This window comes from Humitalea sp. 24SJ18S-53 (assembly GCF_050632385.1).
Classification (GTDB): domain Bacteria; phylum Pseudomonadota; class Alphaproteobacteria; order Acetobacterales; family Acetobacteraceae; genus Humitalea.
On sequence record NZ_CP192599.1, the window covers coordinates 5,826,558 to 5,850,971 of the forward strand.

A 24,414-nucleotide genomic window follows, 5' to 3' on the forward strand; every position below is an offset into this window, starting at 1 on the left:
CCGCGTAGGTCTGAGTTGTGTCGATGTAGGCCGATCCCACCCATGGCCTCACCCCGGCCGCATCCTTGCCGCCAACGGCAACCACCGCGCCACCTCCGCCCGCATATGCGCCGTCGCCGCCTCCGGCGACGTATCCGGCCAGATCTCCACCCCAATCCGCGACAACCGTTCCTTCGTCACCGGATCGGCCAGCACCTCCACCGCCGCCTGTCGCAACGCCGCCTGCATCGCCGGCGGCGTTTCCGGCCGCACCAGCATCGCCTGCCAGGCCGTCACATCAAAATCCGTCACACCCGATTCCCGCAGGGTCGGCACATCGGGCCAGGCATCCGACCGCTCCGCCGAGGAGATCGCCAGCGCCCGCAACTGCCCCGCCTGCACCAGCGGCCCCATCAAGGTCGGTGTCTCGATCATCGCCTGCACCCGCCCCGCCACCAAATCCTGCACCGCGGCTGGTGAGGTGCGATAGGGCACGATGGTGAACTCCAGCCCCATCGTATGCTTCAGCAATTCCGCCGCCATGTTGTTCGTCGTGCCCGGCGTGCCCGCGCCAAAATTCACCGCATCCTTCTGCTGCCGCAGCCACGCCAGGAATGTCGGCATGTCGCGCGCCGGCACATCCGGATGCACCGTCAACAAAAACGCCTGGCGCGTCGTCAGCGCGATGGGCGAAAACGCCGTCACCGGATCATAGGGAAAATTCGGATACAGCGCCTGCATCACCGGATGATTGTTGGTCACCGTCATGATCGCATAGCCATCCGCCGGGCTGCGCAGCAGCGCCAGCGCGCCCAGCGTGCTGCCCGCGCCGACCACATTCTCCGGCACCATCGGCGTGCCCAACACGCCCCCCATCCGCTCCGCCAGGATACGACCGACCGCATCGGTCAACCCGCCCACCCCAACCGGCAGGATCATCCGCACGGGGCGGGAGGGATAGCGCTCCTGCGCCACCGCCGGCGTCACCAAGCCCGCGACACCCGCCAACAGGCCACGCCTGCCAAGACTATTCACTCGAACCTCACCTCGCCGGCGCGTTCGCTTGCATCGATTGCTGTGTTTTGGCGTCGCCTGATTAAGACCGGCCCGCGAAGTCTACCGGGTCAAACCCCGCGTCGTCGAGCCTAGGCCTTGTCCTCGCAGAACCGGATACGGTTGCTGAACGGGTCGGTCACCGTCATCACCAACCCCCATGGCGCATCCTCCACGCCCGGCTTGTTGTGCTTGTAATTCCTGCGCGCCAGTTCCTGCTGATACGCCCGCACGCCATGCATCCGCACGAAGACCGTCGATCCCGGCGTCGCATCGCCATGATGCCCACTGAGATGCAGCACCAGCCCAGCCCGCGACACCTGCGCATACAGCGGGAAGTTGTCACCAAACCGGTGCTCCCAATCGAGCTGGAATCCCAGAAAGCCGAGGTAGAATTCCCGTGCCAAGGCCTCGTCGAAAATACGCAGGATCGGACAGGTCTGGCTGAAACGGATGTCGCCATCGCCGATCATGGCGGCGAGCACGTTCCAATTCTCGACGCCGTGCTGCGCGGCCACGACGTCCAGCGCCAGGCTGTGCGGGATGTCGATCTCGCGCTTCTGCAAAGCAGTGCGCAGGGCTTTGGCCATGGTCTTCGGGTCGGGGAGCGGGCGCATGAAACCATCCTCGGGTTCGGCGAACAGGTGTCGGGGCTCGCCTTGCCGACGCAGTCGCCGCCTCTGGAGGGGATGCGATGCGGAGGATCTCTCGTGATGCTGTCACCATCCCCTTCCGGGGGCGAGCGGCAGGCAGCAACAGCCGGGCAAAACCCTAGGCCGCGTCATGCATGGGATCAACCAAGCGGCGCCCGTTTTAGCCATTGCGACGCATTGGCAACCACGCTACGTCGGCGTCAAGTATCATTGGCTGTCGCAAGTCTTCGACCGCCAGTCCGGTAATTATGCTGCGTCAACATGAAATAACCGCAAGGTGACATCAATGAAAGACGAACTGCCGCGCCGCCAGGCGCTGACCCTCCCCGCCCTGCTTGCCGCCGCCACGACGGTGACGGCGACCGCCGCCCAGGCCCAAGCCGCCGCGCTGACCCTGCTGCAAGCGCGTGAGATTGCCCGCGACGCCTACCTCTTCGGCTACCCCCTCGTGACGGTCGACCTGACGCGCCGCGTCAGCACCAACCGCGCGCGGCCGGAGGGGTTCCACGCGCCCATGAACCAGTTCGCGATGCTGCGCGAATACCCCGACGCCAGCTTCAACGCGGTCACCGCGCCGAATGCCGACACGCTCTACAGCAGCGCCTTCATGGACCTGGGCGCCGAACCGTGGGTGATCACCTGGCCCGACATGGGCTCGCGCTATTACCTGATGCCGATGCTCGACGGCTGGACCAACGTCATCGCGGTCGCCGGCGCGCGCACCACCGGCGGGGCCGCGCAGACCTATGTGCTGAAGGGGCCGAAGTACAACGGCCCGCTGCCCGCCGGCGTGCCGGTGATCTCCTCGCCGACCGACACCCTCTGGATCCTCGGCCGCATCTACTGCACCGGCACGCCGGAAGACTATGCGGCGGTCCACGCGATCCAGGACCAGATCAAGCTGGTGCCGCTCAGTTCCTACAACCGCCCCTTCACCCCGCCCGCCGGCCGCGTCGATCCCTCGGTCGACATGACCACGGCCGTCCGCGCCCAGGTCGATCGCATGAGCGGCGAGGACTACTTCAAGCGCCTCGCCGAATTGATGATGACCAACCCGCCCGTCGCCGCCGATGCGCCGATCCTGGCGCGCATGGCGCGCATCGGCATCGTCCCGGGCCGCCCCTTCGACCCCACGCGCCTGCCCGCCACGGTGAAGACTGCCATCGCCGCCGCCCCCCGCGCCGCGGCCGCTGTGGTCGAGGCCAGTCTGCGCGACCTGGAAGCGAAGGGCCGCCGCCTCAACAACTGGTCCATCCTGCTGGAGACGGGCATCTACGGCACCAACTACGCCCAGCGCGCGACCGTCACGGTCGTCGGCCTCGGCGCCAATCGCCCACAGGATGCGGTCTATCCGCTGACGGCGCTGGACAGCGAAGGCCGCAAGCTGAACGGCGCCAACCGCTACGTCCTGCGCATCCCGCCCGGCATGCTGCCCCCGGCGCGCGGCTTCTGGTCGCTGACGATGTACAACGCCGCATACTTCTTCGTCGCCAACCCGCTGAACCGCTACACGCTCAGCGAACGCAACGCCCTGAAGACCAACGCCGATGGCTCGCTCGACCTGTACATCCAGGCCGAGGATCCGGGGCCGGAACGCCAATCCAACTGGCTGCCCGCACCGACCGCCGACTTCGTCCTGATGTTCCGCCTCTACTGGCCAAAAGACCTCCCGGCCTTCTCGATCCTCAACCAGAGCTGGATCCCGCCGGCGGTCGTCCGCGCGACCTGACCAGGCCGCGCGTCATCGCGATTGCGCCGCACCCGCCGCCCGTGGTCCCCTTCCCACACAAGCGGCGGCGGTCGCGACGCGGCCCGCGGCCCGGTCACGGGAGGCTCGGATGGCGCTCACCCTGTATTACCTGTCCGGATCGCCCTACGCATGGCGCGTATGGCTGGCCCTGGAACACAAGGGGATCCCGTTCCAGTGCAAGACCATGTCCTACGACGCGGGCGACCTGAAGACGCCCGGATACGCCGCGCTCAACCCCCGGCGGCAGGTGCCGGTCATCGATGACGACGGCTTCGTCCTCTACGAATCCGCTGCGATCGTCGAGTATCTGGAAGACAAGTGGCCCGACAGCCCGCGCCTCTTCTCCCCCGACCTGCGCCAGCGCGCCATCGAACGCCGCCTGATCCGCGAAGCCGACGCGTATTTCGTCGAGGGCCTGGAACATCTGGTCCGGGCCGTCTTCGGCACCCCGCCCGAACGCCACTCACCCGACAAGATCAAGGCCGCCTGGCACGCCATGCGCAGCGAACTGGCGCTATGGGAAAGCCTGATCCGCGGCGACTGGCTGGCCGGCGACCTCTCCGCCGCCGACTACACCCTCTTCCCGGAAATCGCGCTGGGGCAACGCATCGCACAGATCAATCCCGGCATGCTCGACGGCGACCTGCCCGGGCCGCGCCTGGCCGCATGGATGGCGCGGATGACGGCACTGCCGATCATCCAGAAAACCTGGCCGCCGCACTGGAAACCGGCGGGGTGAAGCAATGGTGGGTGGCGCCGTGGAAGGGGCTGTTCGCCCCCTCCACACCTCCCCCAACCAGGGGCCGCCGCCCCTGGACCGGCGCGATGTATTGGTAAAATAAAGGGAGGGGCCTCAAGGTCGCGCCATTGATCCAGCGTGCTCCATGCCCCTCCCTTTATTTTGCCAAACCCCGTGGGTTGCAAGGGGCCACGGCCCCTTGCTGGGGAAAGTTTGAAAGGGGCAAAGCCCCTTTCAAAGCGCAACCTCCCCGTTACTTGACCGCCTGCCGCACCAATCAGGCAGCCGCGCGCTGGCCAATCCCCATCTCGGCCAGCACGGCCTCCATCTGCGCCAGGGCGAAGCGGATATCCGCCTCATTGATCGCCCCGATGCAGCCGATGCGCATGGTCGGTGCCGCGGTCGTCCAGAAGTTGCTGACCACCACGCCGCGCTTCTTCAGCGCCACCTGGAACCGGCCGAAATCCCAGGCGGGATCGGCCGGCTGGTGCACGTTCACGATGATCGGCCCCTGGTGTTCCGGCGTGACATAGGGGGTGAAGCCCAGGCCTTTCAGCCCGGCGTAGAGCACATCGGCGTTGCGCCGATACCGCGCATACCGCGCCGGTTGCCCGCCTTCGGCGTCATACAGGTCCATCGCGACGCCAAAGGCCCGCAGCGCCTGTACCGCCGGGGTGAAGCGGAACGACCCAAACCCGTTCTTCAGCGCGTGGTCATAGACATCCGCCAGGTCCAGCACCCAGGATCCGGCATTGCCCTTCGCCGCGACCAGGGAATCGATCCGCGCCACGGCGAAGCCGAACCCCGGCATCCCCTCCAGGCATTTGTTCGATGTGAAGACCACCACGTCGCATTCCGGATGGTCGCGCATGGCGAAGGGCAGGGCGCCGAACCCCGACACGGCGTCGCAGATCATCCGCTTCCCGGCCGCCGCGATCACCGGCCCCAGCACGTTCGGGTCATTGACGATGCCGCTGCCCGTTTCGCTGACCACCAGCGCCACGTGCCCGACGTCGGGGTTTTGCGCCAAGGCCTCGGCCAGGCGCGCGGCCGGCATCGGGGCATTGTCCGGCCCGTCCAGGGTCACGACCAGGCGCCCCGCCTCGGTCGCCATGCGCACCAGGCGGTCGGAGTAGCCGCCGTTACGCACCACCAGCAATGTCTTCCCCGCCGGGACGAAGGTGCGGATCGCCGCCTCGATCACCATGTGGCCGCAACCGGGCAGGGGCAGCGAGGCATGGTCCGCCGCGTCGCCCCCGGCGATGGCCACGATGCGCGGCCGCATCGCGGCGTATTCGGCGCGGAACTCATCGTCCCAGGGGGCGATATCCTCGGCCATCGCGGCCCGCACGCGGGGGTCGGTCTGCACGGGGCCGGGGATCAACAGCAGCATGTTCTTGCGACGTCCAAGGTGATGGCCGGGTTCTGCACGCCCCGGCACGCCGCATCAAGCGATCAGCGCGCCGCCAATCTCCCGCAGCAGTTTCTGGCGCATGGCATCGGCGAAATCGGCGTAGTCGGCGCAGACCATGGCGAAGGATCCCGGCCCGCCGATCACCTCCGATACATAGTGGTCCAGCAGGTCCGGCTCCTCGTTCAGCACCGCCAGCCCGTTCAGCGTGACCCCGGCCGCGACCCCCAGGTCGCGCACCGGCCCCGGCGCGCGACCCGTGTTGTGCCGCCCATCGCCCGACACATCCAGGGTCAGCCGCGTCGGCCCGCCCGGCGCCGTCGCCAGCAGCGCCAGCCCCGCCGCCATGCCATCGCCGATGGCCGTCGCACCCGGGGGCGGCAGGCGGGGCGCCATCTCGATCGCCTCGGCCAGCGCATCGGCGGTGGCGGGGCTGTCCAGCCGGGTCCAGGGGACCGCGACCTCCCGCGCCCCAGGCCCCGACCACAGCAACAGGCAGACCCCGATCGCCCCGCGCGGCCCCGCCACGCAGGCGGCCTGCACATCCGCCTGGCGGAAGGCCCCGGCCAACCCCCCCAGCATCAGCGCGAATTCGTCGAAATCCACACTCGCCGAGACATCGACGGCGAGGCACAGGGCAAGATCGATCGGTTCCATCCCGGCCATATGGGTCCGCACCGCCAAGTTGCGCCGGATCAACGCATTGTCCCGCCGGCCCGCCCAAGATCACAAGAATGACGGAGGCCGTCCATGCAGCACCGCACCATGCGTGAAATCGTGCGCGACCAGCACCCGCTCGTCCTCGGCCCCGACGCGACGGTGCAGGAAGCCAGTGCCGCGATGCGCCAGCGCCGCGTCGGCGCCGTGCTGGTGGTCGATGACGACATGCACCTGCTGGGCATCTTCACCGGGCGCGACGCCTTGAGCTGCCTGGCGGAGGATTGCCACCCCCGCCGCACCAAGCTGAAGAACGCGATGAAGCGCGATCCGACCACCCTGCCGCCCGGCGCCCATGCCGAAGACGCGCTGCGCCTGTTCGAGGATGCGGGCTTTCGCCACCTGCCGGTGGTGGACCAGGGGCGGGTCGTCGGCATCGTCTCGCGGTACGATTTTCGCGCCGACGAACACCGCCGCCAGAATGAGGAGACGGGATTCTTCGAAATCCTGCGCTGACACCCCAGGTCTTGCCGATGCGTATTCCGCGCCGTAGATTGAGGCCTTCGGCAAAGGAAACCACAATGCGGCGGCGTGAATTTCTGGTGGCGGGCACCGCAATGGCCGGGGCCACGATGCTGGCGGCCCCCGCGGCCCTGGCCCAGGCCTGGCCCGCACGGCCGATCCGCATGATCGTGCCCTATACCCCGGGTGCCGCGACCGATGCGATGGCCCGGCTGTCGGCCCAGAAGCTCCAGGAAAAGCTTGGCGTCACGGTGATCGTGGAAAACCGCGCCGGCGGGAATGGTTCGGTCGGCAGCCAGGCGGTGCTGGCGGCGCCCGCTGATGGCTATACCATCATGGCCTCGGCCAGCATCCACCCGATGGCCCGGCACGTCATGCGCAACGCGCCCTATGACCCGGTCACCGATTTCATCGGCATCGCCCGCACGGCGCGCGGCCCGCTGGTCCTGGTGATGGACCCGCGCCGCCCGCAGCGCACGATCCCCGAGATCGTGGCGGCGGCCAAGGCCGAGCCCGCGCGCTGGTCCTTCGCCACCTCCTCGCTGGGCTCGGCGGGGCATCTGGGCACCATCGAATTCAACCGCCTGACCGGCGCCAATATCGAAATCGTCGGCTATCGCGGCTCCGCCCCGGCGCTGACCGATGTCGCGGCCGGCAATGCGCAGTTGATGTTCGACCCGGTGCTGGCGACCCTGCCGATGGTCAGCGGCGGGCAGTTGCACGGCGTCGGCATCGCCACCCGCGAACGCACGGCACTGGCCCCCGGGCTGCCGACCCTGATCGAAGCGGGGCTGCCCGATTTCGAATTCTATTCCTGGTACGGCGTCTGGGCCCCGCGCGGCATCCCGCGTGAGATCGCGCTGCGGCTGAACCAGGCCCTGGTCGAGGGCCTGCAGGAACCTGCCGTGGTCGCCCGCCTGACCGGCCAGGGGTTCGAGCCTGTGGCGGAAAACCTCGACCAGGTCTCGGCCTTCATCGACGCGGATGTGGCGCGCAACGCGGCGCTGCTGCGGTTGGCGAATTTCCAGCCGGACTAAGGTCTGTGGGGATTCATCTGGAGTTGATGACGGCTGCGGCGAGATAGATCATGGCTGAGAAGCTATGGTCTGTTTTGTCGGCGCGCATGGCGATGCGTTTGAACTCCTTGAGCTTGCAGAAGAAGTTCTCGATGAGGTGCCGCCATTTGTAGAGAGCGCGATCAAGCGGCAGCGGTTTGGTGCGTCGGGAATGCTGCGAGATGACGATGCTGGCGCCGCGGGCGTTGAGGTCGGCGATGATGGTGTTGCTGTCGAAGGCCTTGTCGGCGATGAGACCGCCGAAATCGACGCCATCGAGCAGCGGCTCAACGCCGGCAGTATCGAACCGATGCCCTGGCAGCAGTTCAAAGCGCACCAGATTGCCGAGCGCATCGGTCAGCGCGAGAATTTTGGTCGTCATACCGCCCTTGGAGCGGCCTATGGCCTGGCTTTGAGTCCCCCTTTTGCGCCCTGCCCGTGGCGGTGGACCTTGACGATCGTGGCATCGATCATCGCGTATTCCATATCCGGCTCATCCGAACAGGCTTCGAAAAGTCTCACGAACACGTCCGCCTTGCGCCAGTCGCTGTAGCGCCGGAACGCCGTGCTCCAATTGCCGAACATCGCCGGCAGATCACGCCACGGGCTGCCCGTCCGCGCGATCCACAGCACCGCCTCCACGAAAAGCCGATTGTCGCTCCCGCTCCGTCCCGGATCGGTCGGCTTCCCAAGACAATGCGGTTCCATCTTCGCCCATTGGGCGTCCGTCAGCACATAGCGGTCCATCCACAGCGTGAATCACATCCGACGCCGCAAGGGAATCCTAAATCCCCACAGACCTTAGACCGCGATGCGTTCGCATTCGCTCACGCATCGCGGTCTAGCTTGTTGTTTTGTCGCGTGATTCAGCCCTGCGGCGCATTCGCGCCTACGGCCATCACGCCCTAGCTCTTACCGGGTGTCCTTGCGGCCCTCGTAGCGGCCGCGGGAATCGTACGCCCGCACCGTGCCGCCGCGGGTTTCCTGGCGCCCGGTGCTGCGGCCCTGCGCGTCGTAGTCGCGCACCGTGTCGCCACGGATCTCCTGCCGGCCGGTGCTGCGCCCCTGGGCATCGTATTCGCGGATGGTATTGCCGCTGCGTTCGGTGCGCCCGGTGGAGCGGCCCTGCGCGTCGTAGCTGCGGCTCGATCCGTCGCGATGCACCTCGACCCGCCCCTGGTAGCGACCCTGCGCGTCATACCGACGTTGGTTGCCGCTGGAATCCTGTTCGATCCGGCCGGTGCTGCGGCCTTGCGCGTCGTATTGGCGGGTGGTCTGCGCGGCCGCGCCAAGCGCCGGCAGCAACAGGATCATGGCAAGCAGGATGGGGCGCGCGGTCATCGTTGCAATCTTCCATCACGCCTGTGACGACACCATGGCTTTGCATGCGGCGTTGTCGCGTTTGACCATGATGTGATCGACGATCCGCGCCATCGATCCGCACGTATCGTCTGTTCGCCCTGGCCGATCACCGCTAGCCTCCCTCTTCGTTTCGCATGCTGCGATGCGCCATCGGATCCGCGCCCGTTTCCCCGACAGACTGCGTCGAAGGAATGAATTTTCGCAGAAAGCAAACGCCGACGAGAATGTTCCGCCGCCAGCAGCCACCGGTTTGTCCAAATTCGTTTTGGGCCAGCCCGGTGACCCTGTCCGGTTTGCCAAGGATGACTCCGCATGAGGAACGTCTTGCCCGCCGATCCCGCGACGGATGACGACCTGGCCGAGGTCGCGGGCATGGTCCCCGGCCCCGGCTTCCTGCCCGAAATCGGCGGCCACGGCGCCGCGGGCATCGAACGCGTCCGCCTGGCGATGGACAACCTGGGCCTGGCTTTCTACGAGACGGACCTGCTGCGCGACACGGTCAAGGCCACGGCCAATGCGTTCGCCATCTTCGGCCTGCCGATACCGGAACCGGAAGGCACCGATGTCCCGCGCAGGCTGTTCTGGAACTGTTTCCACCCCGACGACCAGGACCCGGACGGCTATCGCACCAATGGCGACACACGCCGGGAACGCACGCGCGACACCTATTTCGAACGCGTCCGCATCATCCACCAGCAGACCCGCCAGATCCGCTGGCTGGAGGTGATGGGCCGCATCTTCGGCCCCCTGGCACGCCGCACCCACATCGTCGGCATGTGCCGCGACGTGACCGCCCTGGTCGAGGCCGAGGAACGCCAGCGCCTGCTGTCCATCGAGGTGAACCACCGCGCCAACAACGTGCTGGCCGTGGCGCAGGCCCTGGTCGCCATCACCCGCGCCGATGACGTCCCCGGGTTTCGCGCGGCGGTGCAGGCGCGCATCCTGGCCCTGGCGCGGACCCATGACCTGCTGGCCCGCAGCGCCTGGCAGACTGACCTCAGGACCGTCGTGGTGAACGAAACGGCGGCCTTTGGCGGCCAGGTCGTGGTCTCGGCGGCACCGGTGCTGGCGCTGCGGCCGTCGGTCGTGCAGTCCTTCGCCATGCTGCTGCACGAACTGGCGATCAACGCGGCCAAGCACGGTGCCCTGTCGGCGCCGCAGGGCCAGGTCGCGGTGACCATCGCGCTGCAGGGGACGGAGGTCGCCCTGACCTGGCGGGAACACGGCGGCCCGCCGATCGCATCGGCCCCCGATCACGCCGGCACCGGCACCGCCCTGATGCGGCGCCTCGTCCAGGCGATGCACGGCACCCTCGCCTCGGTCTGGCTGCCGGACGGGTTGCGGGCCGACCTGCGCCTGCCGCTGAAGCATTGCACGGGTTGAACCGAGGCCGCGCGTTGCGTTTTTCGAGAATCTTCATCCTTTCGATCCAAATCAGTGCCGATCGTATCGCATAGAAGACTCGCGCTGCGCGCTGGGCCGGGTATGCTGTGCAATCGGATGCGACGGGGGCTGCCCAAAAAGCCGCCGCGATCCGAAGGGGCTTCAATACCGCGGTCGTCGCCTCAAAAAACGGGCATCGTCGCATCACCAGGGAAACGCAGTTGCATGGACGGTACCCTCGACACATCCGGCGTGCCAGCACCGCTTAGCGTGACCACGGACCTGCACGCCGCCCATGAATCGGCGCCGATCAGCCGGATCGTGGCCGAGGTCGCGGCGACCTTTCCGGGCGAACGCATCACCCTAGGCGAAATGGCCGAATTCTTCGGCGACCGGGCTTTCGGCCTGTTGATCCTGCTGCTCTGCCTGCCGTCGCTGCTGCCAGGCATGGCCAGCGTCTTCGGCACGCCCATGCTGATCCTGGGCGTGCAGATGGGCATGGGGCGGCGCAACCCCAAGTTGCCCGGCTTCATCGCGCGACAATCGGTCAAGCGGACCGACCTGCTGCGCCTGGCCACCGCCTCCTCCAAATGGATCAGCAAGATCGAACGCTACGTGAAGCCCCGGCCGGGCTGGTTCACCTCCGCCGCCGGCGACAAGCTGGTCGGCTGGATCACCGTCTATGTCGCGATCATGCTGATCCTGCCCGGGCCGGGCACCAATGGCCCGCCGGCCTTCGGCAACATCGTCATGGCCCTGGGCGTGGTCGAGGCCGACAACCGCACCATCGGGCTGGGTGTCGCGCTCAGCATCGCGGGCTGCGCCTTCGCCACCGCCGTGCTCGGCTTCATCTGCTGGCTGGCGATCCAGGCTCTCGGCTGGGTCATCTGATTAACAAAGAGTGACCGCTTCCGCCGGGCGCGGTCATGCCCTAAAGCCTGCCCCCATGCGACGGTGACCCGAAAGGGTTGAAACGGGAACGCGAACGGGGGGCTTGCCCCCCGGCACCGCGGCTGCCCCCGCAACTGTATGCGGCGATGCCAGCCCCCAACGCCATTGCGGTCGCTTGCGACCGTGAGAAGGCGGGGCCGGCAAGTGGGTCACACCCCACCGCGCCGCGAGCCAGGAGACCGGCCGACGCAGAGACGTATCGCGCGTGCCGGGCGGGGTGCACCGGCGCAACGGACCATGACGACCCGGCCCCCGGCCTTGTCGTTTCCGTGTGATCACGACGCCAGCCGTCCCGCTTTCGCCGTAAGGTGACGGCGGGACTTGTCGTTGACTGCCAGCACGGGGATTTTCCGATGCGCCGCCTGCTTCTCCTGACCGCCACTGCCCTGTCCACCGCAATACCTGCCTTCGCCCAAGCCCCGACCCCCGACCTGCCCGACACCATCGTCACCGGCACCCGCGTCCCCACCCCCGCCGACCGCGTCCCCGCCGCCACCACGGTCATCACCCGCCAGCAGATCGAGGAACGCGGCTACCAGACCCTGGTCGAGGCCCTGCGCTCCGTCCCCGGCTTCACCATCGTGCAGACCGGCGGCATCGGCCAACAGGCCAGCGGCTTCATGCGTGGCGCCAATTCCAACCAGGTCGCGGTGCTGCTCGACGGCATCCCGATCAACGACCCCTCCACGGCTAGCGGCGCCTTCAACTTCGGCAATACCCTGCTGGGCGATCTGGAACGGATCGAGGTGATCCGTGGCCCGGCCTCCGCCCTCTACGGCTCCTCGGCCATCGGCGGCGCGATCAACATGGTCACCCGCCAGGCCCCCGCCGACCGCCAGTTCCAGGCCTTTGGCGAAGCCGCCGGCGGCACGCAGGACACCGCGCGCGGCGTGATCGGCGCGACAGGCACCGTCGGCGCCTGGGACTACATGACCGCGTTGCAGGGCCTGACCACCCGCGGCAGCAATGCCGTCGCCCCCCGCCTCAGCCAGAACCGCACCAGCGAACGCGATGGCTTCCAGGGTGCTGCCGCCACCGCGCGCCTCGGCGTCACGCCGACCCAGGGCGTGCGGCTGGAGGGGCTGCTGCGCTGGCGCGAAAACCATCTGAAACTCGACAGCGTGCCGAACGACGACCCCAACTACGACGGCAACGACCGCAACTTCTACGGCCAGTTGCGCGGCCAGGCGGTGATGTTCGACGGCGTCTGGACCAGCGGGCTGCGCCTGGCGCAGGTCGAGGACCGCCGCCGCTACACCAACATGGTCGACAACTTCAGCCGCTCCTCCACCGACGACCTGTTCAGCGGCACGCGCCAGGTGATCGACTGGAACAACATCATCCGCCTGCCCGACCTGGGGGCGATCACCGCGTCATCCCTGGTGCTGGGCATCACCCAGCAGAACGACAGCATCGACCAGTCCAGCGGCAGCGCCAGCTTCCGCACCCTGACCGATGCCTCCGCCACCAACAACGCGGCCTATTCCGCCTGGCAGTTCCGCGTGGCCGAACGGCTGGATGTCGCCGCCGGCCTGCGCCAGGACCGCACCAGCGATTTTGACGAGGCCACCACCTGGCGGCTTGGCGGCGTGCTGGCGGTGCCGGAATTGTCGTCGCGCATCAAGGCCTCGGCCGGGTCGGGCTTCCTCGCCCCCTCCCTCTACCAGCGCTACGGCACGATCGGCACCTCCTTCCGCGGCAACCCCAACCTGCGGCCGGAATATTCGGAATCCTGGGAAGCCGGGGTCGAGACCGACTTCAACATCTTTGGCCGCGCCGATGGCCTGACCCTGGGCGCGCTGTACTACGACAGCCGCATCCGCGACCTGATCGATTTCAACACCTCCTTCACCTCGCTGGTGAATGTCGGCGCGGCACGCATCAAGGGCGCCGAACTGACCGCCACGGCGCGGATCTCCGAAAAGTGGGAACTGGTCGGCGCCTGGACCATCACCGATGCGCGCAATGCCGCGACCGATGAACGCCTGGCCCGCCGGCCGGAAAACCAATGGAGCCTGATCGCCCGCTGGCAGCCCGCGCCCAAATGGGTGATCTCGCCGGAACTGACGATCATCGGCCGCTACCGCGAAGGCTTCTCCTACAGCAACACCGGGCAGTTCGTCTCGGTGGCGGCGGATAATGACGCGGGGGCGCTGTTGAACCTGACGGCCAGCTACGCCTGGCGTCCGCAAGTGACGGTCTTCGCCACGGCGCAGAACCTGGGCAACACGCGCTACGAACCGGCCAATGGCTTTGTCGTCGGCGGGCGCGGCGCGATGATCGGGACGCGCTTCACGTTCTAATCTTGAACTGAACCTGATGCCATGGCCACGATGGGCCATGGCATCGGCAGAGGATTTGCGGCGCGCCGCCCTGGCGCTGGACGGCACCAGCGAAGCGCCGCATGTCGACCGCGCCGCCTTCAAGGTGGCGCGCATCTACGTGACCCTGGCGGCCGATGGCCTGACCGCGAATTTCTGCTTCACCCCGGACGAACAGGCGCTGAAATGCGCGATGCTGCCCGACGCGTTTTCCCCGGTGCCGAACGCCTGGGGCCGGCAGGGCTGGACCACGGCCACGCTCGCCGACCTGACAACCGAAGACCTGGTCAGCGCGGTGTCGATGGCCTGGAACCACGCGCAACCGCGCCGCAAGGGAGCCAAGCCATGACCCCCGACATCCCCGCATTCCTGATGGACCTGGAAGACCGCTTCAACCAAGCCATGGTCTCCAACGACCCCGCGCAAATCGCCGCCTGCGTCGCCGAGGATTGGGTCGTGGTCACGCCCGAACGCGGCCCGATCAAGGGCGCGGAGATGCTGGCCCTGATCGCCAGCGGCGCGCTGACCCATTCCGTCATGACCTCGACCGCCAGCCATGCCGCGGTGCAGGGCGACATGGCGGTGGTCACCGCCCGCGCCCAGAACACCGGCCGCTACCACGGCCAGGATTTCACGACCGATGAATGGGTCACGGATGTCTATCGCCGGACCGACGCCGGCTGGAAATGCATCCTGACGCATCTGACGCCGGCATCAGCCTGATCGTCGTCCCCGCTCGGCCGCGATCAGCGTCTCGACGAAGGCGCTGACCTTGGCCGGGCGGAAGCGCGCCGCCGGGAAGACCGCGTGAACGCCGACATCCGGCAGGCGCCAATCCGGCAGCACATGGACCAGCCGCCCGGCGGCCAGATCGCCCGCCACGACGAATTCCGGCAGCACCGACAACCCGGCCCCGGCCAGCACCGCTGCATGCACCGCAAGCGTCGCATCGATCGCCATGGTTGACTGCGGCCGCACAGGTGGCGCCGCCTGGCCATCGCGGGTGAAGCCCAACTGCAACGGCGCACGCAGGGCGGTATTGGCGACGAAGGGCAGCGCCTCCAGCGCCGCCGGCTCTGCCGCGGCAAAGCCGGGGGCGGCCACCAGCAACTGGCGGAATGTCGCGATTCGTCGCGCCTGGTGGCTGCTATCGGCCAGCCAGCCGACCCGGATCGCCATATCGATCTCACCCCCCGCCAGGTCCAGCGTCCGGTCGCTCAGGGTCAGTTCGGTGGCGCAATCCGGGTAGCGGCGGCCGAAGGCGACCAGCGCCGGCACCACCGCCGCCGTGCCGTAGTCCATCGTCGCCGTCACCCGCAGCGTGCCGCTGGGTTCCGCCTGGGCCTGGGCCATCTCCTCGAAGGCCGCCTCGGACTCGCCCAGGATCACGGCGCAGCGGGCGTGGAAAACGCGCCCCGCCTCGGTCGGGTGCACGCGGCGGGTGGTGCGGATCAGCAGGCTCGTGCCGGTCGCCTCCTCCAGCCGCGCGACCTGTTGGCTGACCACGGCCTTGGTGACGCCCAGGCGCCGGGCGGCGGCGGTGAAGGACCCGGTCTCCACCACCGCGGCGAAATAGGCCAGTCGATTGAGGTTCGCTGTCGCGCGCATTTGTCAGTCAATAGCATACAGTCTGTCTCTATCGTTTGTCTTTTTCGCAAATCCCGGCGCGCGCATGGTCTCCCCCGACGGAGACCCCGAGTGACCCAGGCCACCTATCTTTTCGATCCGCTCTGCGGCTGGTGCTACGGCGCCGCCCCGGCCTTGCGCGCCCTGGCGGAAACGCCGGGCATCGACCTCGACCTGGTCCCGACCGGGCTGTTTTCCGGCGCCGGCGCCCGGCCGATGGATGATGGCTTCGCCGCCTATGCCTGGACCAATGACCAGCGCATCGAAAAGCTGACCGGCCAGCCCTTCTCGACGGCGTACCGCGACCAGGTGCTGGCCGACCGCACCCGGGCCTTCGACTCCGGCCCCGCCACGCTGGCCCTGGTCGCCATGGCCCTGACGAAGCCGGAGCAGGTGCGCCCGGCGCTGCAAGCCATCCAGCACGCCCGCTATGTCGAGGGCCGGGACGTCACCGACCTCGGCGTCCTGGCCGCCCTCGGCCTGGATGCCGTGCCGGATGCCGCGCTGCGCGCCGCCACCGCCGCCCGCACCGCCCGTGCCCAGGCGCTGATGCGGTCGGTTGGTGCCCAGGGCGTGCCCAGCCTCGTCGTCACCACCGGTGGGGTGCCACGCCTCGTGCCCGGCAGCCTGCTGTTCGGCCCACCCCAAACCCTCGTCGCGCAGTTGCAGGCGACGTGAACCAACCAGGAGCCAAGACCATGTTCACCCGGAGACTCGCCATGACCGCCGTCGCCGCCAGCGCTGCCACCGCCGCCACCGGCCAGACCGCCGCGCCACTCGCCTGGCGGCATTTCCCCGCCGGCCCCACCGGCTTCTTCCGCGCCCCCGTGCTGGTCTCCGGCGCGCGTGAAGCGGTGCTGATCGACGGCGGCTTCACCCTGTCCGACGGCCGCGCCCTGGCCGAGGCGATTACCGCCACCGGCAAGACCCTGACCACCATCTTCGTCAGCCAGAGCGACCCCGATTACTACTTCGGGCTTGGCCCGGTCCGCGCCGCCTTCCCCCAGGCCCGCATCATCGCCGCCCCCGCGACGGTCGCGGCGATCAACGCCAATGTGCAGAAGAAGCTGGACACCTGGGGCCCGCAGCTTGGCGACAACGGCCCGCGCACCCTGGCCGATGTGGTGGTGCCCGCGGCGTCGGATTTGCGCGCGCTGACCGTCGATGGCCAGTCGATCGACATCGTTGATGCCGCCGGCATGACCGACCGCCGGTACCTGTGGACACCGTCGCTCGGCGCCATCTTTGGCGGCGTGCTGGTCTTCTCGGGCGTGCATGTCTGGACCGCCGATACCAATTCGCCGGCCCTGCGCGCGGCCTGGGTCGCCAACCTGGATGCCATGGCCGCCCGCCAACCGCGCGTCGTGGTGCCCGGCCACATGATGCCGGGTGCGGCGACCGATGCCACGGCCATCGCCTATACCCGCGCCTACCTCGTGGCCTTTGACGAGGAACTGCCCAAGGCCGCCAACAGCGCCGCGTTGATCGCCGCGATGCAGGCGCGCTTCCCGAATGCCGGCATGGGCGTGGCGCTGGACATCGGCGCCAAGGTCGCCAAGGGCGAGATGCCCTGGGGCTGATCCCGCGCATGGAACGGCCTGTGGACAGCCACACTCCGTGGCAGGCGATGCCGCCCGGCTGACATGATCCTGGGCAACCGCCGCCGCTTTGCATAATTCGCAAGCGGCGGCCCCCGCCCGGCACCACTTTCGCCCAAGAATTCGCCCGTTGCGCCCGGCAAAAACCTGATCTGCTGCGATGGTTCCCCGCGGGAGATCACTGGTGCGTCACGCCGCCGCCCTGCCAAGCGCATTCTCCTTCCACCCGGCCGCCACGGCGCTCGTCATCATCGACATGCAGCGCGATTTCCTCGAACCCGGCGGCTTCGGCGCCGCCCTCGGCAATGACGTCAGCCTGCTGTCCCGCGCGATCGGCCCCTGCCGCGCCCTGCTCGACGCCGCGCGCGCGGCCGGGCTGCTGGTCATCCACACCCGCGAAGGCCACCGCCCCGACCTGTCCGACTGCCCGCCCGCCAAGCGCCTGCGCGCGCCGCCCGGCCTGCGCATCGGCGATCCCGGCCCGATGGGGCGCATCCTCATCCGCGGCGAAGCCGGCCACGAGATCATCCCGACCCTGGCCCCCATCCCCGGCGAGGTCGTGCTGGACAAGCCCGGCAAGGGCGCCTTCTGCGAAACCGACCTCGACCTGATCCTGCGCAATCGCGGCATCGCCGCCCTGCTGATCGCCGGCGTCACCACGGAAGTCTGCGTCAGCACCACCCTGCGCGAGGCGAATGACCGCGGCTACCGCTGCGCCGCCATCAGCGATGCCTGCGCCTCCTACTTCCCCGCCTTCCACGACGCGGCGCTCGCCATGATCCATGCCCAGGGCGGGATCTTCGGCTGGGTCGCCACCTCGGCCGCCACCATCACCGCCCTGGAGTCCGCGCCATGACCCGCACCAAACTCTGGACCCCCGGCGACTGGAACGCCCTGTTTGGCTTTGGCACCAATATCCTGGTCAACCTGCTGGTGCTGACCGGCTTGCTGCGTTTTGCCGTGGGCCTGCCCGATTCCATCGTCTTCGGCCGCATCCTGCCGGCCGCCGGGCTGATGATGTTCCTCTCGACCGGCTACTACGCCTGGCTCGGCTGGCGGCTGATGAAGCAGACCGGGCGCGACGATGTCTGCGCCCTGCCATCGGGCATTTCCGTGCCGCACATGTTCGTCGTGTCGCTGGTCATCATGCTGCCCATCGCGCAGATGACGGGCGATCCGATCAAGGGCTGGGAAGCCGGGCTGACCTGGGTTTTCGTCCAATCCTTCGTGTTGATGTTCGGCGCCGTCGCCGCACCCTGGATCCGCCGCGTCACGCCGCGCGCGGCACTGCTCGGCACGCTGGCCGGCGTGTCGATCACCTTCATCTCCATGCGCCCGGCGCTGGAGATCTTCATGACCCCGGTCGTGGGCCTGACCTGCTTCGCCGTCATCATGGTCGCCTGGTTCGGCGGCTTCCGTTACCCGCGCAACATCCCCGCCGGGCTGATCGCCATCGCCTTTGGCATGGTCATCGCCTGGGGTGGTGCCGCCATCGGCCTGGGCGTCGGTGGGGTGGGGCTGGACCGGCTGGGCGCGTCCTTCGCCCAGATCGGCTTCTCCGTGCCCCTGCCGGCGGTGGATCACGTCTTCAACGGCTTCCAGTTTTTGGGGATCATCCTCGTCACCGCGATCCCCTTCGGCATCTACGATCTGGTCGAAGCACTGGACAATGTCGAAAGCGCCGAGGCCGCCGGCGACCACTTCCCCACGACCCAGGTGCTGACCGCCGATGGCGTGGTCAGCCTGATCGGCTGCCTGATGGGCAACCCCTATATCAACGCCGTCTACATCGGCCATCCGGGCTGGAAGGCGATGGGCGGCCGCATCGGCTATTCCGCCGCGACCGGCCTCGCGGTGCTGGTCTTCACCTGGGCCGGGATCGCGGCGGTGCTGCTGGCGCTGGTGCCCGTCGTCGCGATCGCGCCGATCCTGCTCTACATCGGCATGCTGATCGGGGCGCAGGCCTTCCAGGAAACCCCAAAAACCCATGGCCCCGCCGTCGTCCTGGCCCTGACCCCGCATCTCGCGGCCTGGGCCAAGACCCTGATCGACGGCGCGCTGGGGGCCGCCGGCACCAATGCCGCCGCCGTCGGCATGGACAAGCTGGCCGGCATGGGCGTGCTCTATCCCGGCCTGGCGGTGATGGGTGAGGGGGCGATCCTCTCCGGCCTGGTGCTCGGCGCCATCGCCGTCTTCATCATCGAACGCCAGTTCATCAACGCCGCCGCCTTCGCCGGCGCCGGCGCGGCGATGGCGTTTTTCGGCCTGATGCACGGCCCGGCTGTGGGGCTTGCCGTCGCCCCCGGGGTGGCGCTGGCCTATGCGATGGTCGCGGGCTTCCTGGTGCTCTGCGAAAAGCAGGATGCGGTGCTGGCCTGGCGCCCGGGGGTCAAGCCGGCGGCGGCGGCGGAGTAGCCTCCATCCCCTGGCGCCGCACCGTCACGACATGCGCCCGCATCCGGGCCTCGACCGGCCCGGGGCCGAAGCGGCTGGCGATCTCCACGGCCACCGCTTCCACCGCCCGGTCCAGCCCGGCCGGATCGCGCAGCGCGACCTCCCCGCACAGGGGCGTGCCGCGCACCATCCCGATCGCGGCATCGCGGGCCGTGGCGGCGCGGCAGGGGCGTTCCAGCGTCTCCACCCCGGCGCCGACGAAGCCCGCCGCGGCCAGGTCGGCGCGGATCGTCCCGATGTCGTGGTAGCCACAGGGCGTGCGGCGAAAGAACCCTGGCGGATCCCGCGGGAACAGCGACCCGACGGCGGTATGGGCCAGGAACATCAACTCGCTCGCCTCCAGCCGGTCCCAGACGGTGAACAGGAATTGCCCGCCCCGGCGCAGCACCCGCCTGGCCTCACGAAAGGCCGCGACCTTGTCGGGAAAGAACATGACGCCGAAGGAACAGACCACGGCGTCGAAGGCCGCATCGGGAAAGGGCAGGGCCTGGGCATCCGCCTGGCGCCAGGTGATGCCATCGCCGCCCGGCAGGGTCCGGGCATGGTCCAGCATCGACACGTTGAGGTCGGTCGCCGTGATCGCCACGGCCCCAGGCAGCGCGGCCCGCAGCGCGCGGGTCGCGATGCCGGTGCCGCAGGCGGATTCCAACACATCGCCGCCCGTCATGCCGGCCAGGCGCCCCGCCAGGATGTCGGCGAAGGGCGCGAAGAAGATCGGCCCCATGCAGCGCGTGTAGGTATCGGGGATCGAGCCGGTGAAACCGTGGTCGATGCCATGGTCGATGCTGGTCATGCCGCAGCCTCCCGTCCAAGGGCCGCGTGGCAGCACGGGGCTGCGCTGGGCGCCGGGGTGCCAGGCAGGATTAGCGGCGGCGCGGGGCAAGCGCAACGATCAAGGCCCGGCGCCCGGGCCAATCACGGCCCAACCCCCATGCGGTGCCGTCGATGACGGGGCGGGAACTCATCCAGCAGCACTTGGATCAGCCGCCCGCCGTGCCACCTCCGCCAATACCTCCGCCCGGCTCCGCCGCAACCCCTCGATCCACCCCTGCGGCGCATCCCCCGCCGCCCAGTCCAGGCACGCATCCCAACCCGCCACCGCCTCCTCCAGCCGCGCCGTCCCCGCTTCACGCAAGCCCAGTTCGGCCAGGACGTGGCCCAGGTTGCCCATGCTCTGCGCCCATTCCAGCGACGCCCCGCCCCGCGACAATGCCGCCAGCAGCGCGCGGCCGGCCGCCACCGCCTCCTCCAGCGTCGTGGTCCCGTCCTCACGCGCGCCCAGGACGGCCAGGGCATGGCACAGGTTGCCCTGCGCCATCATCCAATTCGCCGGCGCCCGCTCCCGCGTCCATTCCTCCAGGGCCAGGCGCAGCGCGGCCACGGCCTCCTCCAGCCTTGCCGTCCCGCCCTCCCAGATCCCAAGTGTCCTGAGCGCGACGCCAAGGCTGTTCTGCAGCTTCGCCCATTCGACGGGGGCACGCGCGCGGGTCGCCTCCTCCAGCCCCAGGCGATAGGCCACCACCGCCGCCTCCAGCCGCGCGGGGCTTTCCTCGCGCTGCCCAAGGGCGCTCAACACATTGCCGATGTTCAACTGCGCGACGGCCCAATAGAGAGGCACCCGCTCGCGCGTCCATTCCTCCTGCGCCAGCCGATGCGCCACCAGCGCCTCCTCCAGCCGCGCCGTGCCCGCCTCCCGCATGCCCAGTGTCCAGAGCGCGGAACCGAGGTTGTTCTGCTGCTTGGCCCATTCGAACGGGACCCGCGCCCGCGTCGCCTCCTCCAGCGCCAGCCGTTGCACCGCGACCGCCTCCTCCAGCCGCGCCGTGCCCGCCTGGCGCATCCCCAGCGCCGAGAGCGCGTTGCCAAGGCTCATCTGCGTCGTCGCCCAGTCGAGCGGCACGCGATCGCGCGTCCATTCCGTCAGCGCCAGGCGAAAGGCCGCGACCGCCTCTTCCAGCCGCGCCGTCCCGGTTTCCCGCGACCCCAGCGCCGTCAGCAGATTGCCCAGGTTGTTCTGCGCCTTGGCCCATTCGAAGGCGGCGCGCGCCGGGGTCAATTCCTCCAGCGCCAGGCGATAGGCCGTGACCGCCTCCTCCAGCCGCGCCGTCCCGACCTCCCGGTCCCCCAGCGCCTGCAAGGCATTGCCCAAATTCACCTGCGACGTGGCCCAGTAGAGCGGCACCCGCCCCCGCGTCCATTCCTCCAGCGACAGCCGCAGGGCCGCGACCGCGGCCTCCAGCCGCGCGGTCCCCGCCTCGCGCATCCCCAGCGTCCAGAGCGTATTGCCGAGGTTCGCCTGGGTCCGTGCCCAGTCGAAGGGCGCGCTCTCCCGCGTCCATTCGCGCAGCACCTGGCCATAGACGGTGACCGCCTCCTCCAGCCGCGCCGTCCCCGCTTCCCGCCCGCCCAGCGCCCAGAGCGCGTTGCCGAGGTTCATCCGTGCCGCCGGCTGCGGCGACACCTCAAGCGACTGGCGCAGGGCCGCCACGGCCTCCAGCAGCCGCGCCGTCCCGGCCTCCCGCCCGCCGAGGCTCGTCAGCCCGAGGCCGAGCATCATCTGTGCCTTGGCCCAGCCGGCCGGATCGCGCGCGCGCGTCATCTCCTCCAGCGCCAGCGCACAGGCGGCCACGGCCTCCTGCAACCGCGCCGTGCCGGCCTCTCGCCCGCCGAGGGTCCAGAGCGCGTTGCAGCGATACAACTGGACCTCGGCCCATTCCACCGGCGCCGTGGCGCGCGAAAAATCCGCCCGCGCCAGATCGTCCCAGATCGCGATACAGGCGATCAGCGCGGCATTGTCGCCGTATTCATCGCCCTGGCGGAACAGGCTCAGCGCCTGGCGCGCCAGCAGCCGCCCCCGCTGGGCGGCGAGCGCTGCCGGCAGCAGCGCCACGGCCGCGCCGAAATGCCCCGCGGCCTCGGCATAGCGCAACTGGGTCAGGGCGACGTCGCCGCGCCCCTCCCGCGCCTTCGCCGCATTGGCCTGGCGCGCATCCGCCGCCGCCGACGCCTGCCGCGCCAGGGCCCGGGCCTGGGCGGCCGCCGCCAGCTCCGCCTCCTCCGCCCGTTGCAGCAGCGCCGATGCCTCATCCGGCCGGCCGCGGTCCAGCGCCGCCTTGGCCTCGGCCGCCAGGGCGCCGGTCACGGGGTCGTCGGGGTCCAGGGCCGCCAGGTGCTGCCGCGCATCCTCGAAGCGCGACGCGATTTCGACCAGCTTGGCCTTCAGCCGCTCCGGCGGCACATCCTGTTCGCGCAGCGTGTCGAAGAAGCCGCCGACCGCATCCTTGGTGATGTCCAGGCTCGCCGCGATCTCGTCGCGCTTGCGGATGGCCTCGTCCAGCAGCGCCTTGCTGGCGTTCTGCTGGTCGCTGAAGGCCTGGATGAAGGCCGGCAGGCCGGTCAGGTCCAGCGTGCCGATCGCCTGGTTGATCGTGATGTTCTCGCCCTGCGCGACCACCGCGCCCGGGCCGACGTCGCCAATCCGGAACTGCGCCAGCCCGGCGGACATCGCGCTATTTCACGAAGCTGGCGATCGCCGCCTTGGTCGCCGCCTCGGTCACCGAGCCGATGGTCTTCTGGGCCGCATCGCTTTTCAGGATATCGCCCAGCGCGCGGCCGATCCCGGTGGCGACGCTGCCGAAGAAGGACCCCGCGTCGATCAGCGCGCGGCGCAACAGCCCCGGCTCCTTCTCGGCCTTCGCCAGCCCCTCCGCCACCGCCTTGGTCTTGTCCTCGGCCAGCGCGCGGGTGTCGTCGTCCAGCGTCTTGTCCTTGGCGATGCGGTCCAGCAGCGCGTTGAACTGCGCGGTCAGCGCCTCGCCATCCGGCAGGCCGCGGATGCCTTCGCTCCAGGTGATGTTCTCGCCCTGCGCGACCCTGGCACCGGCACCGACATCGCCGATGACGTAGCTGCGTTCGCCCGTGGGTTTGGGTTGGTTGGGCTTGGGTTCATCGGGCATCGTGACCTCCGTCCTGCCATTCGGCGTTGAGCAAAACCTAACCCCGCAACATCCTGACGATGCCAGAAAAATCCGTGCCCCCGCCGCCTTCCTCGACAAATCGCCGGTACAGCGCCAGCGCATGCGCCCCCAGCGGCGTCTCCGCCCCCGTCGCCGTCGCCGCCTGCTGCGCCAGGCCCAGGTCCTTCTCCATCAGCGACGCGGCAAACCCCGGCACGTAGTCCCGGTTCGCCGGGCTGGTCGGCACCGGCCCCGGTACCGGGCAATAGGTCGTCAGCGCCCAGCATTGGCCCGACGACTTCGACGCCACGTCGAACAAGGCCTGGTGCGACAGGCCGAGTTTCTCCGCCAGCACAAAGGCCTCCGCCGTGCCGATCATGGAAATCGCCAGCAGCATGTTGTTGCAGGCCTTGGCCGCCTGCCCGGCACCCGCGGCCCCGCAATGCACGATGGTCTTGCCCATCGCCGCCAGGATGGGCTGGGCGGCGGCAAAAGCCTCCTCCGGCCCACCGACCATGAAGGTCAGGCTCGCGTTCTCCGCCCCCATGGTGCCGCCGGAGACCGGCGCATCCAGCATCCGCCGCCCCTCGGCGACCTCCCGCGCGGTGCCGACATCGATGGTCGAACAATCGATCAGCACGGCCCCCGCCGCCGCCGCCGCCATGCCGCCCGTCCCCAGCCAGGCGTCGCGCACATGCTTGCCGGCGGGCAGCATGGTGATCACGAACGCCGCCCCCGTCGCCGCATCGGCCGCCGACGCCGCCGGTATGCAGCCCGTTGCCGCGGCGATCGCGGCGGGCGCCAGGTCGAACACCCGCACCTCATGCCCGGCGCGGGCCAGGTTGCGCGCCATCGGCCCGCCCATGTTGCCCAGACCCACGAAACCGATGCGCGCCATGCTGTTCCCCCAAATCCGTGTTCGGGGCAGGTTAGCAGCCAGGGAG

The 24,414-nt window shown here is 69.1% G+C and carries 24 protein-coding genes and 1 riboswitch; of the genes, 13 read left to right on the top strand and 11 right to left on the bottom strand.

Annotated elements, in window-relative coordinates; all coding sequences use genetic code 11:
* Positions 1–48: 48 nt before the first annotated feature.
* Positions 49–987 carry a Bug family tripartite tricarboxylate transporter substrate binding protein gene (locus ACQW02_RS27910; RefSeq protein ID WP_431283180.1) on the bottom strand — a complete coding sequence of 313 codons (939 nt, stop codon included), beginning with the start codon at positions 985–987 and terminating at the stop codon, positions 49–51.
* 137 nt (positions 988–1,124) lie between these two features.
* On the bottom strand, positions 1,125–1,649 hold the full coding sequence (locus ACQW02_RS27915) for a glyoxalase superfamily protein (protein ID WP_431283181.1): 525 nt from the start codon (positions 1,647–1,649) through the stop codon (positions 1,125–1,127).
* Between the two features lie 322 nt (positions 1,650–1,971).
* Between ACQW02_RS27915 and ACQW02_RS27920 the strand changes: the two genes are divergently transcribed.
* Both ACQW02_RS27920 and ACQW02_RS27925 read left to right on the top strand, forming a co-directional pair.
* Positions 1,972–3,414, top strand: coding sequence for a DUF1254 domain-containing protein (locus ACQW02_RS27920; protein WP_431283182.1), 1,443 nt, complete (start codon positions 1,972–1,974; stop codon positions 3,412–3,414).
* 109 nt (positions 3,415–3,523) lie between these two features.
* Complete coding sequence (locus tag ACQW02_RS27925) at positions 3,524–4,174, top strand: glutathione S-transferase family protein (protein ID WP_431283183.1); 651 nt, start codon at positions 3,524–3,526, stop codon at positions 4,172–4,174.
* 277 nt (positions 4,175–4,451) lie between these two features.
* Here the strand turns inward: ACQW02_RS27925 and ACQW02_RS27930 are convergent, their stop codons facing one another.
* Both ACQW02_RS27930 and ACQW02_RS27935 read right to left on the bottom strand, forming a co-directional pair.
* The gene (locus tag ACQW02_RS27930; RefSeq protein WP_431283184.1) at positions 4,452–5,567 is read right to left on the bottom strand and encodes a 2-aminoethylphosphonate--pyruvate transaminase; all 1,116 of its coding nucleotides are present in this window, start codon (positions 5,565–5,567) and stop codon (positions 4,452–4,454) included.
* 54 nt (positions 5,568–5,621) lie between these two features.
* Complete coding sequence (locus tag ACQW02_RS27935) at positions 5,622–6,284, bottom strand: DUF1194 domain-containing protein (protein WP_431283185.1); 663 nt, start codon at positions 6,282–6,284, stop codon at positions 5,622–5,624.
* A gap of 51 nt (positions 6,285–6,335) precedes the next feature.
* Between ACQW02_RS27935 and ACQW02_RS27940 the strand changes: the two genes are divergently transcribed.
* Positions 6,336–6,758, top strand: a complete 423-nt coding sequence (locus ACQW02_RS27940) for a CBS domain-containing protein (RefSeq protein WP_431283186.1) — start codon at positions 6,336–6,338, stop codon at positions 6,756–6,758.
* Positions 6,759–6,823: 65 nt separating this feature from the next.
* A complete protein-coding gene (locus ACQW02_RS27945) occupies positions 6,824–7,801 on the top strand; it encodes a Bug family tripartite tricarboxylate transporter substrate binding protein (RefSeq protein WP_431283187.1) in 978 nt (325 codons plus the stop codon).
* Positions 7,802–7,814: 13 nt separating this feature from the next.
* Here ACQW02_RS27945 and ACQW02_RS27950 read toward each other — a convergent pair.
* Positions 7,815–8,566 (bottom strand): IS5 family transposase gene (locus ACQW02_RS27950; protein ID WP_431283188.1). Its coding sequence is split into 2 segments (ribosomal slippage): positions 7,815–8,236 and positions 8,236–8,566, totalling 753 coding nucleotides; the frame shifts between segments, so codons are not numbered across the junction.
* Between the two features lie 165 nt (positions 8,567–8,731).
* Positions 8,732–9,160 carry a type IV secretion protein Rhs gene (locus tag ACQW02_RS27955; RefSeq protein ID WP_431283189.1) on the bottom strand — a complete coding sequence of 143 codons (429 nt, stop codon included), beginning with the start codon at positions 9,158–9,160 and terminating at the stop codon, positions 8,732–8,734.
* Between the two features lie 333 nt (positions 9,161–9,493).
* On the opposite strand from ACQW02_RS27955, the gene ACQW02_RS27960 reads away from it, so the two are divergent.
* From ACQW02_RS27960 to ACQW02_RS27980, 5 genes are all read left to right on the top strand, one after another.
* The gene (locus ACQW02_RS27960) at positions 9,494–10,564 is read left to right on the top strand and encodes an HWE histidine kinase domain-containing protein (protein WP_431283190.1); all 1,071 of its coding nucleotides are present in this window, start codon (positions 9,494–9,496) and stop codon (positions 10,562–10,564) included.
* 225 nt (positions 10,565–10,789) lie between these two features.
* Positions 10,790–11,455, top strand: coding sequence for an exopolysaccharide biosynthesis protein (locus tag ACQW02_RS27965; protein WP_431283191.1), 666 nt, complete (start codon positions 10,790–10,792; stop codon positions 11,453–11,455).
* A 44-nt stretch (positions 11,456–11,499) separates the two neighbouring features.
* A riboswitch (cobalamin riboswitch) is annotated at positions 11,500–11,717 on the top strand.
* Positions 11,718–11,868: 151 nt separating this feature from the next.
* Complete coding sequence (locus ACQW02_RS27970) at positions 11,869–13,818, top strand: TonB-dependent receptor plug domain-containing protein (RefSeq protein ID WP_431283192.1); 1,950 nt, start codon at positions 11,869–11,871, stop codon at positions 13,816–13,818.
* A 37-nt stretch (positions 13,819–13,855) separates the two neighbouring features.
* Positions 13,856–14,185: a hypothetical protein gene (locus tag ACQW02_RS27975; RefSeq protein WP_431283193.1), complete on the top strand. Its 330-nt coding sequence runs from the start codon at positions 13,856–13,858 to the stop codon at positions 14,183–14,185.
* The gene (locus ACQW02_RS27980; protein ID WP_431283194.1) at positions 14,182–14,559 is read left to right on the top strand and encodes a nuclear transport factor 2 family protein; all 378 of its coding nucleotides are present in this window, start codon (positions 14,182–14,184) and stop codon (positions 14,557–14,559) included. The genes ACQW02_RS27975 and ACQW02_RS27980 overlap by 4 nt, the downstream gene beginning before the upstream one ends.
* Here ACQW02_RS27980 and ACQW02_RS27985 read toward each other — a convergent pair.
* Positions 14,551–15,444: a LysR family transcriptional regulator gene (locus ACQW02_RS27985; RefSeq protein WP_431283195.1), complete on the bottom strand. Its 894-nt coding sequence runs from the start codon at positions 15,442–15,444 to the stop codon at positions 14,551–14,553. The genes ACQW02_RS27980 and ACQW02_RS27985 overlap by 9 nt on opposite strands.
* Before the next feature lie 90 nt (positions 15,445–15,534).
* Here ACQW02_RS27985 and ACQW02_RS27990 point away from each other — a divergent pair, with 90 nt between their 5' ends.
* The 4 genes from ACQW02_RS27990 (at position 15,535) to ACQW02_RS28005 (ending at position 19,475) form a co-directional block, all read left to right on the top strand.
* Positions 15,535–16,140, top strand: a complete 606-nt coding sequence (locus ACQW02_RS27990) for a DsbA family protein (RefSeq protein ID WP_431283196.1) — start codon at positions 15,535–15,537, stop codon at positions 16,138–16,140.
* Positions 16,141–16,181: 41 nt separating this feature from the next.
* Positions 16,182–17,042: an MBL fold metallo-hydrolase gene (locus ACQW02_RS27995; protein WP_431283197.1), complete on the top strand. Its 861-nt coding sequence runs from the start codon at positions 16,182–16,184 to the stop codon at positions 17,040–17,042.
* A gap of 202 nt (positions 17,043–17,244) precedes the next feature.
* The gene (locus tag ACQW02_RS28000; RefSeq protein ID WP_431283198.1) at positions 17,245–17,916 is read left to right on the top strand and encodes a cysteine hydrolase family protein; all 672 of its coding nucleotides are present in this window, start codon (positions 17,245–17,247) and stop codon (positions 17,914–17,916) included.
* Entirely contained in the window at positions 17,913–19,475 is a 1,563-nt protein-coding gene (locus tag ACQW02_RS28005) for a hypothetical protein (protein ID WP_431283199.1), read from the top strand. The genes ACQW02_RS28000 and ACQW02_RS28005 overlap by 4 nt, the downstream gene beginning before the upstream one ends.
* Here the strand turns inward: ACQW02_RS28005 and ACQW02_RS28010 are convergent.
* The 4 genes from ACQW02_RS28010 to mmsB form a co-directional block, all read right to left on the bottom strand.
* Positions 19,450–20,307: a class I SAM-dependent methyltransferase gene (locus ACQW02_RS28010; RefSeq protein WP_431283200.1), complete on the bottom strand. Its 858-nt coding sequence runs from the start codon at positions 20,305–20,307 to the stop codon at positions 19,450–19,452. The two genes, ACQW02_RS28005 and ACQW02_RS28010, sit on opposite strands and share 26 nt — an antisense overlap.
* A 168-nt stretch (positions 20,308–20,475) precedes the next feature.
* The gene (locus ACQW02_RS28015; RefSeq protein ID WP_431283201.1) at positions 20,476–23,019 is read right to left on the bottom strand and encodes a hypothetical protein; all 2,544 of its coding nucleotides are present in this window, start codon (positions 23,017–23,019) and stop codon (positions 20,476–20,478) included.
* Positions 23,020–23,023: 4 nt separating this feature from the next.
* Complete coding sequence (locus tag ACQW02_RS28020; protein ID WP_431283202.1) at positions 23,024–23,470, bottom strand: hypothetical protein; 447 nt, start codon at positions 23,468–23,470, stop codon at positions 23,024–23,026.
* 37 nt (positions 23,471–23,507) lie between these two features.
* A complete protein-coding gene (mmsB, locus tag ACQW02_RS28025) occupies positions 23,508–24,368 on the bottom strand; it encodes a 3-hydroxyisobutyrate dehydrogenase (RefSeq protein WP_431283203.1) in 861 nt (286 codons plus the stop codon).
* Positions 24,369–24,414: the final 46 nt, after the last annotated feature.

Coding starts and splice junctions, on each gene's coding strand:
- ACQW02_RS27975 (WP_431283193.1), top strand. CDS start 13,856: ATGGCATCGGCAGAGGATTTGCGGCGCGCCGCCCTGGCGCTGGACGGC.
- ACQW02_RS27920 (WP_431283182.1), top strand. CDS start 1,972: ATGAAAGACGAACTGCCGCGCCGCCAGGCGCTGACCCTCCCCGCCCTG.
- ACQW02_RS27970 (WP_431283192.1), top strand. CDS start 11,869: ATGCGCCGCCTGCTTCTCCTGACCGCCACTGCCCTGTCCACCGCAATA.
- ACQW02_RS27995 (WP_431283197.1), top strand. CDS start 16,182: ATGACCGCCGTCGCCGCCAGCGCTGCCACCGCCGCCACCGGCCAGACC.
- ACQW02_RS27960 (WP_431283190.1), top strand. CDS start 9,494: ATGAGGAACGTCTTGCCCGCCGATCCCGCGACGGATGACGACCTGGCC.
- ACQW02_RS27955 (WP_431283189.1), bottom strand. CDS start 9,160: ATGACCGCGCGCCCCATCCTGCTTGCCATGATCCTGTTGCTGCCGGCG.
- ACQW02_RS27980 (WP_431283194.1), top strand. CDS start 14,182: ATGACCCCCGACATCCCCGCATTCCTGATGGACCTGGAAGACCGCTTC.
- ACQW02_RS27930 (WP_431283184.1), bottom strand. CDS start 5,567: ATGCTGCTGTTGATCCCCGGCCCCGTGCAGACCGACCCCCGCGTGCGG.
- ACQW02_RS27965 (WP_431283191.1), top strand. CDS start 10,790: ATGGACGGTACCCTCGACACATCCGGCGTGCCAGCACCGCTTAGCGTG.
- ACQW02_RS27940 (WP_431283186.1), top strand. CDS start 6,336: ATGCAGCACCGCACCATGCGTGAAATCGTGCGCGACCAGCACCCGCTC.
- ACQW02_RS28005 (WP_431283199.1), top strand. CDS start 17,913: ATGACCCGCACCAAACTCTGGACCCCCGGCGACTGGAACGCCCTGTTT.
- mmsB (WP_431283203.1), bottom strand. CDS start 24,368: ATGGCGCGCATCGGTTTCGTGGGTCTGGGCAACATGGGCGGGCCGATG.
- ACQW02_RS27925 (WP_431283183.1), top strand. CDS start 3,524: ATGGCGCTCACCCTGTATTACCTGTCCGGATCGCCCTACGCATGGCGC.
- ACQW02_RS27915 (WP_431283181.1), bottom strand. CDS start 1,649: ATGCGCCCGCTCCCCGACCCGAAGACCATGGCCAAAGCCCTGCGCACT.
- ACQW02_RS28020 (WP_431283202.1), bottom strand. CDS start 23,470: ATGCCCGATGAACCCAAGCCCAACCAACCCAAACCCACGGGCGAACGC.
- ACQW02_RS27945 (WP_431283187.1), top strand. CDS start 6,824: ATGCGGCGGCGTGAATTTCTGGTGGCGGGCACCGCAATGGCCGGGGCC.
- ACQW02_RS28010 (WP_431283200.1), bottom strand. CDS start 20,307: ATGACCAGCATCGACCATGGCATCGACCACGGTTTCACCGGCTCGATC.
- ACQW02_RS27985 (WP_431283195.1), bottom strand. CDS start 15,444: ATGCGCGCGACAGCGAACCTCAATCGACTGGCCTATTTCGCCGCGGTG.
- ACQW02_RS28015 (WP_431283201.1), bottom strand. CDS start 23,019: ATGTCCGCCGGGCTGGCGCAGTTCCGGATTGGCGACGTCGGCCCGGGC.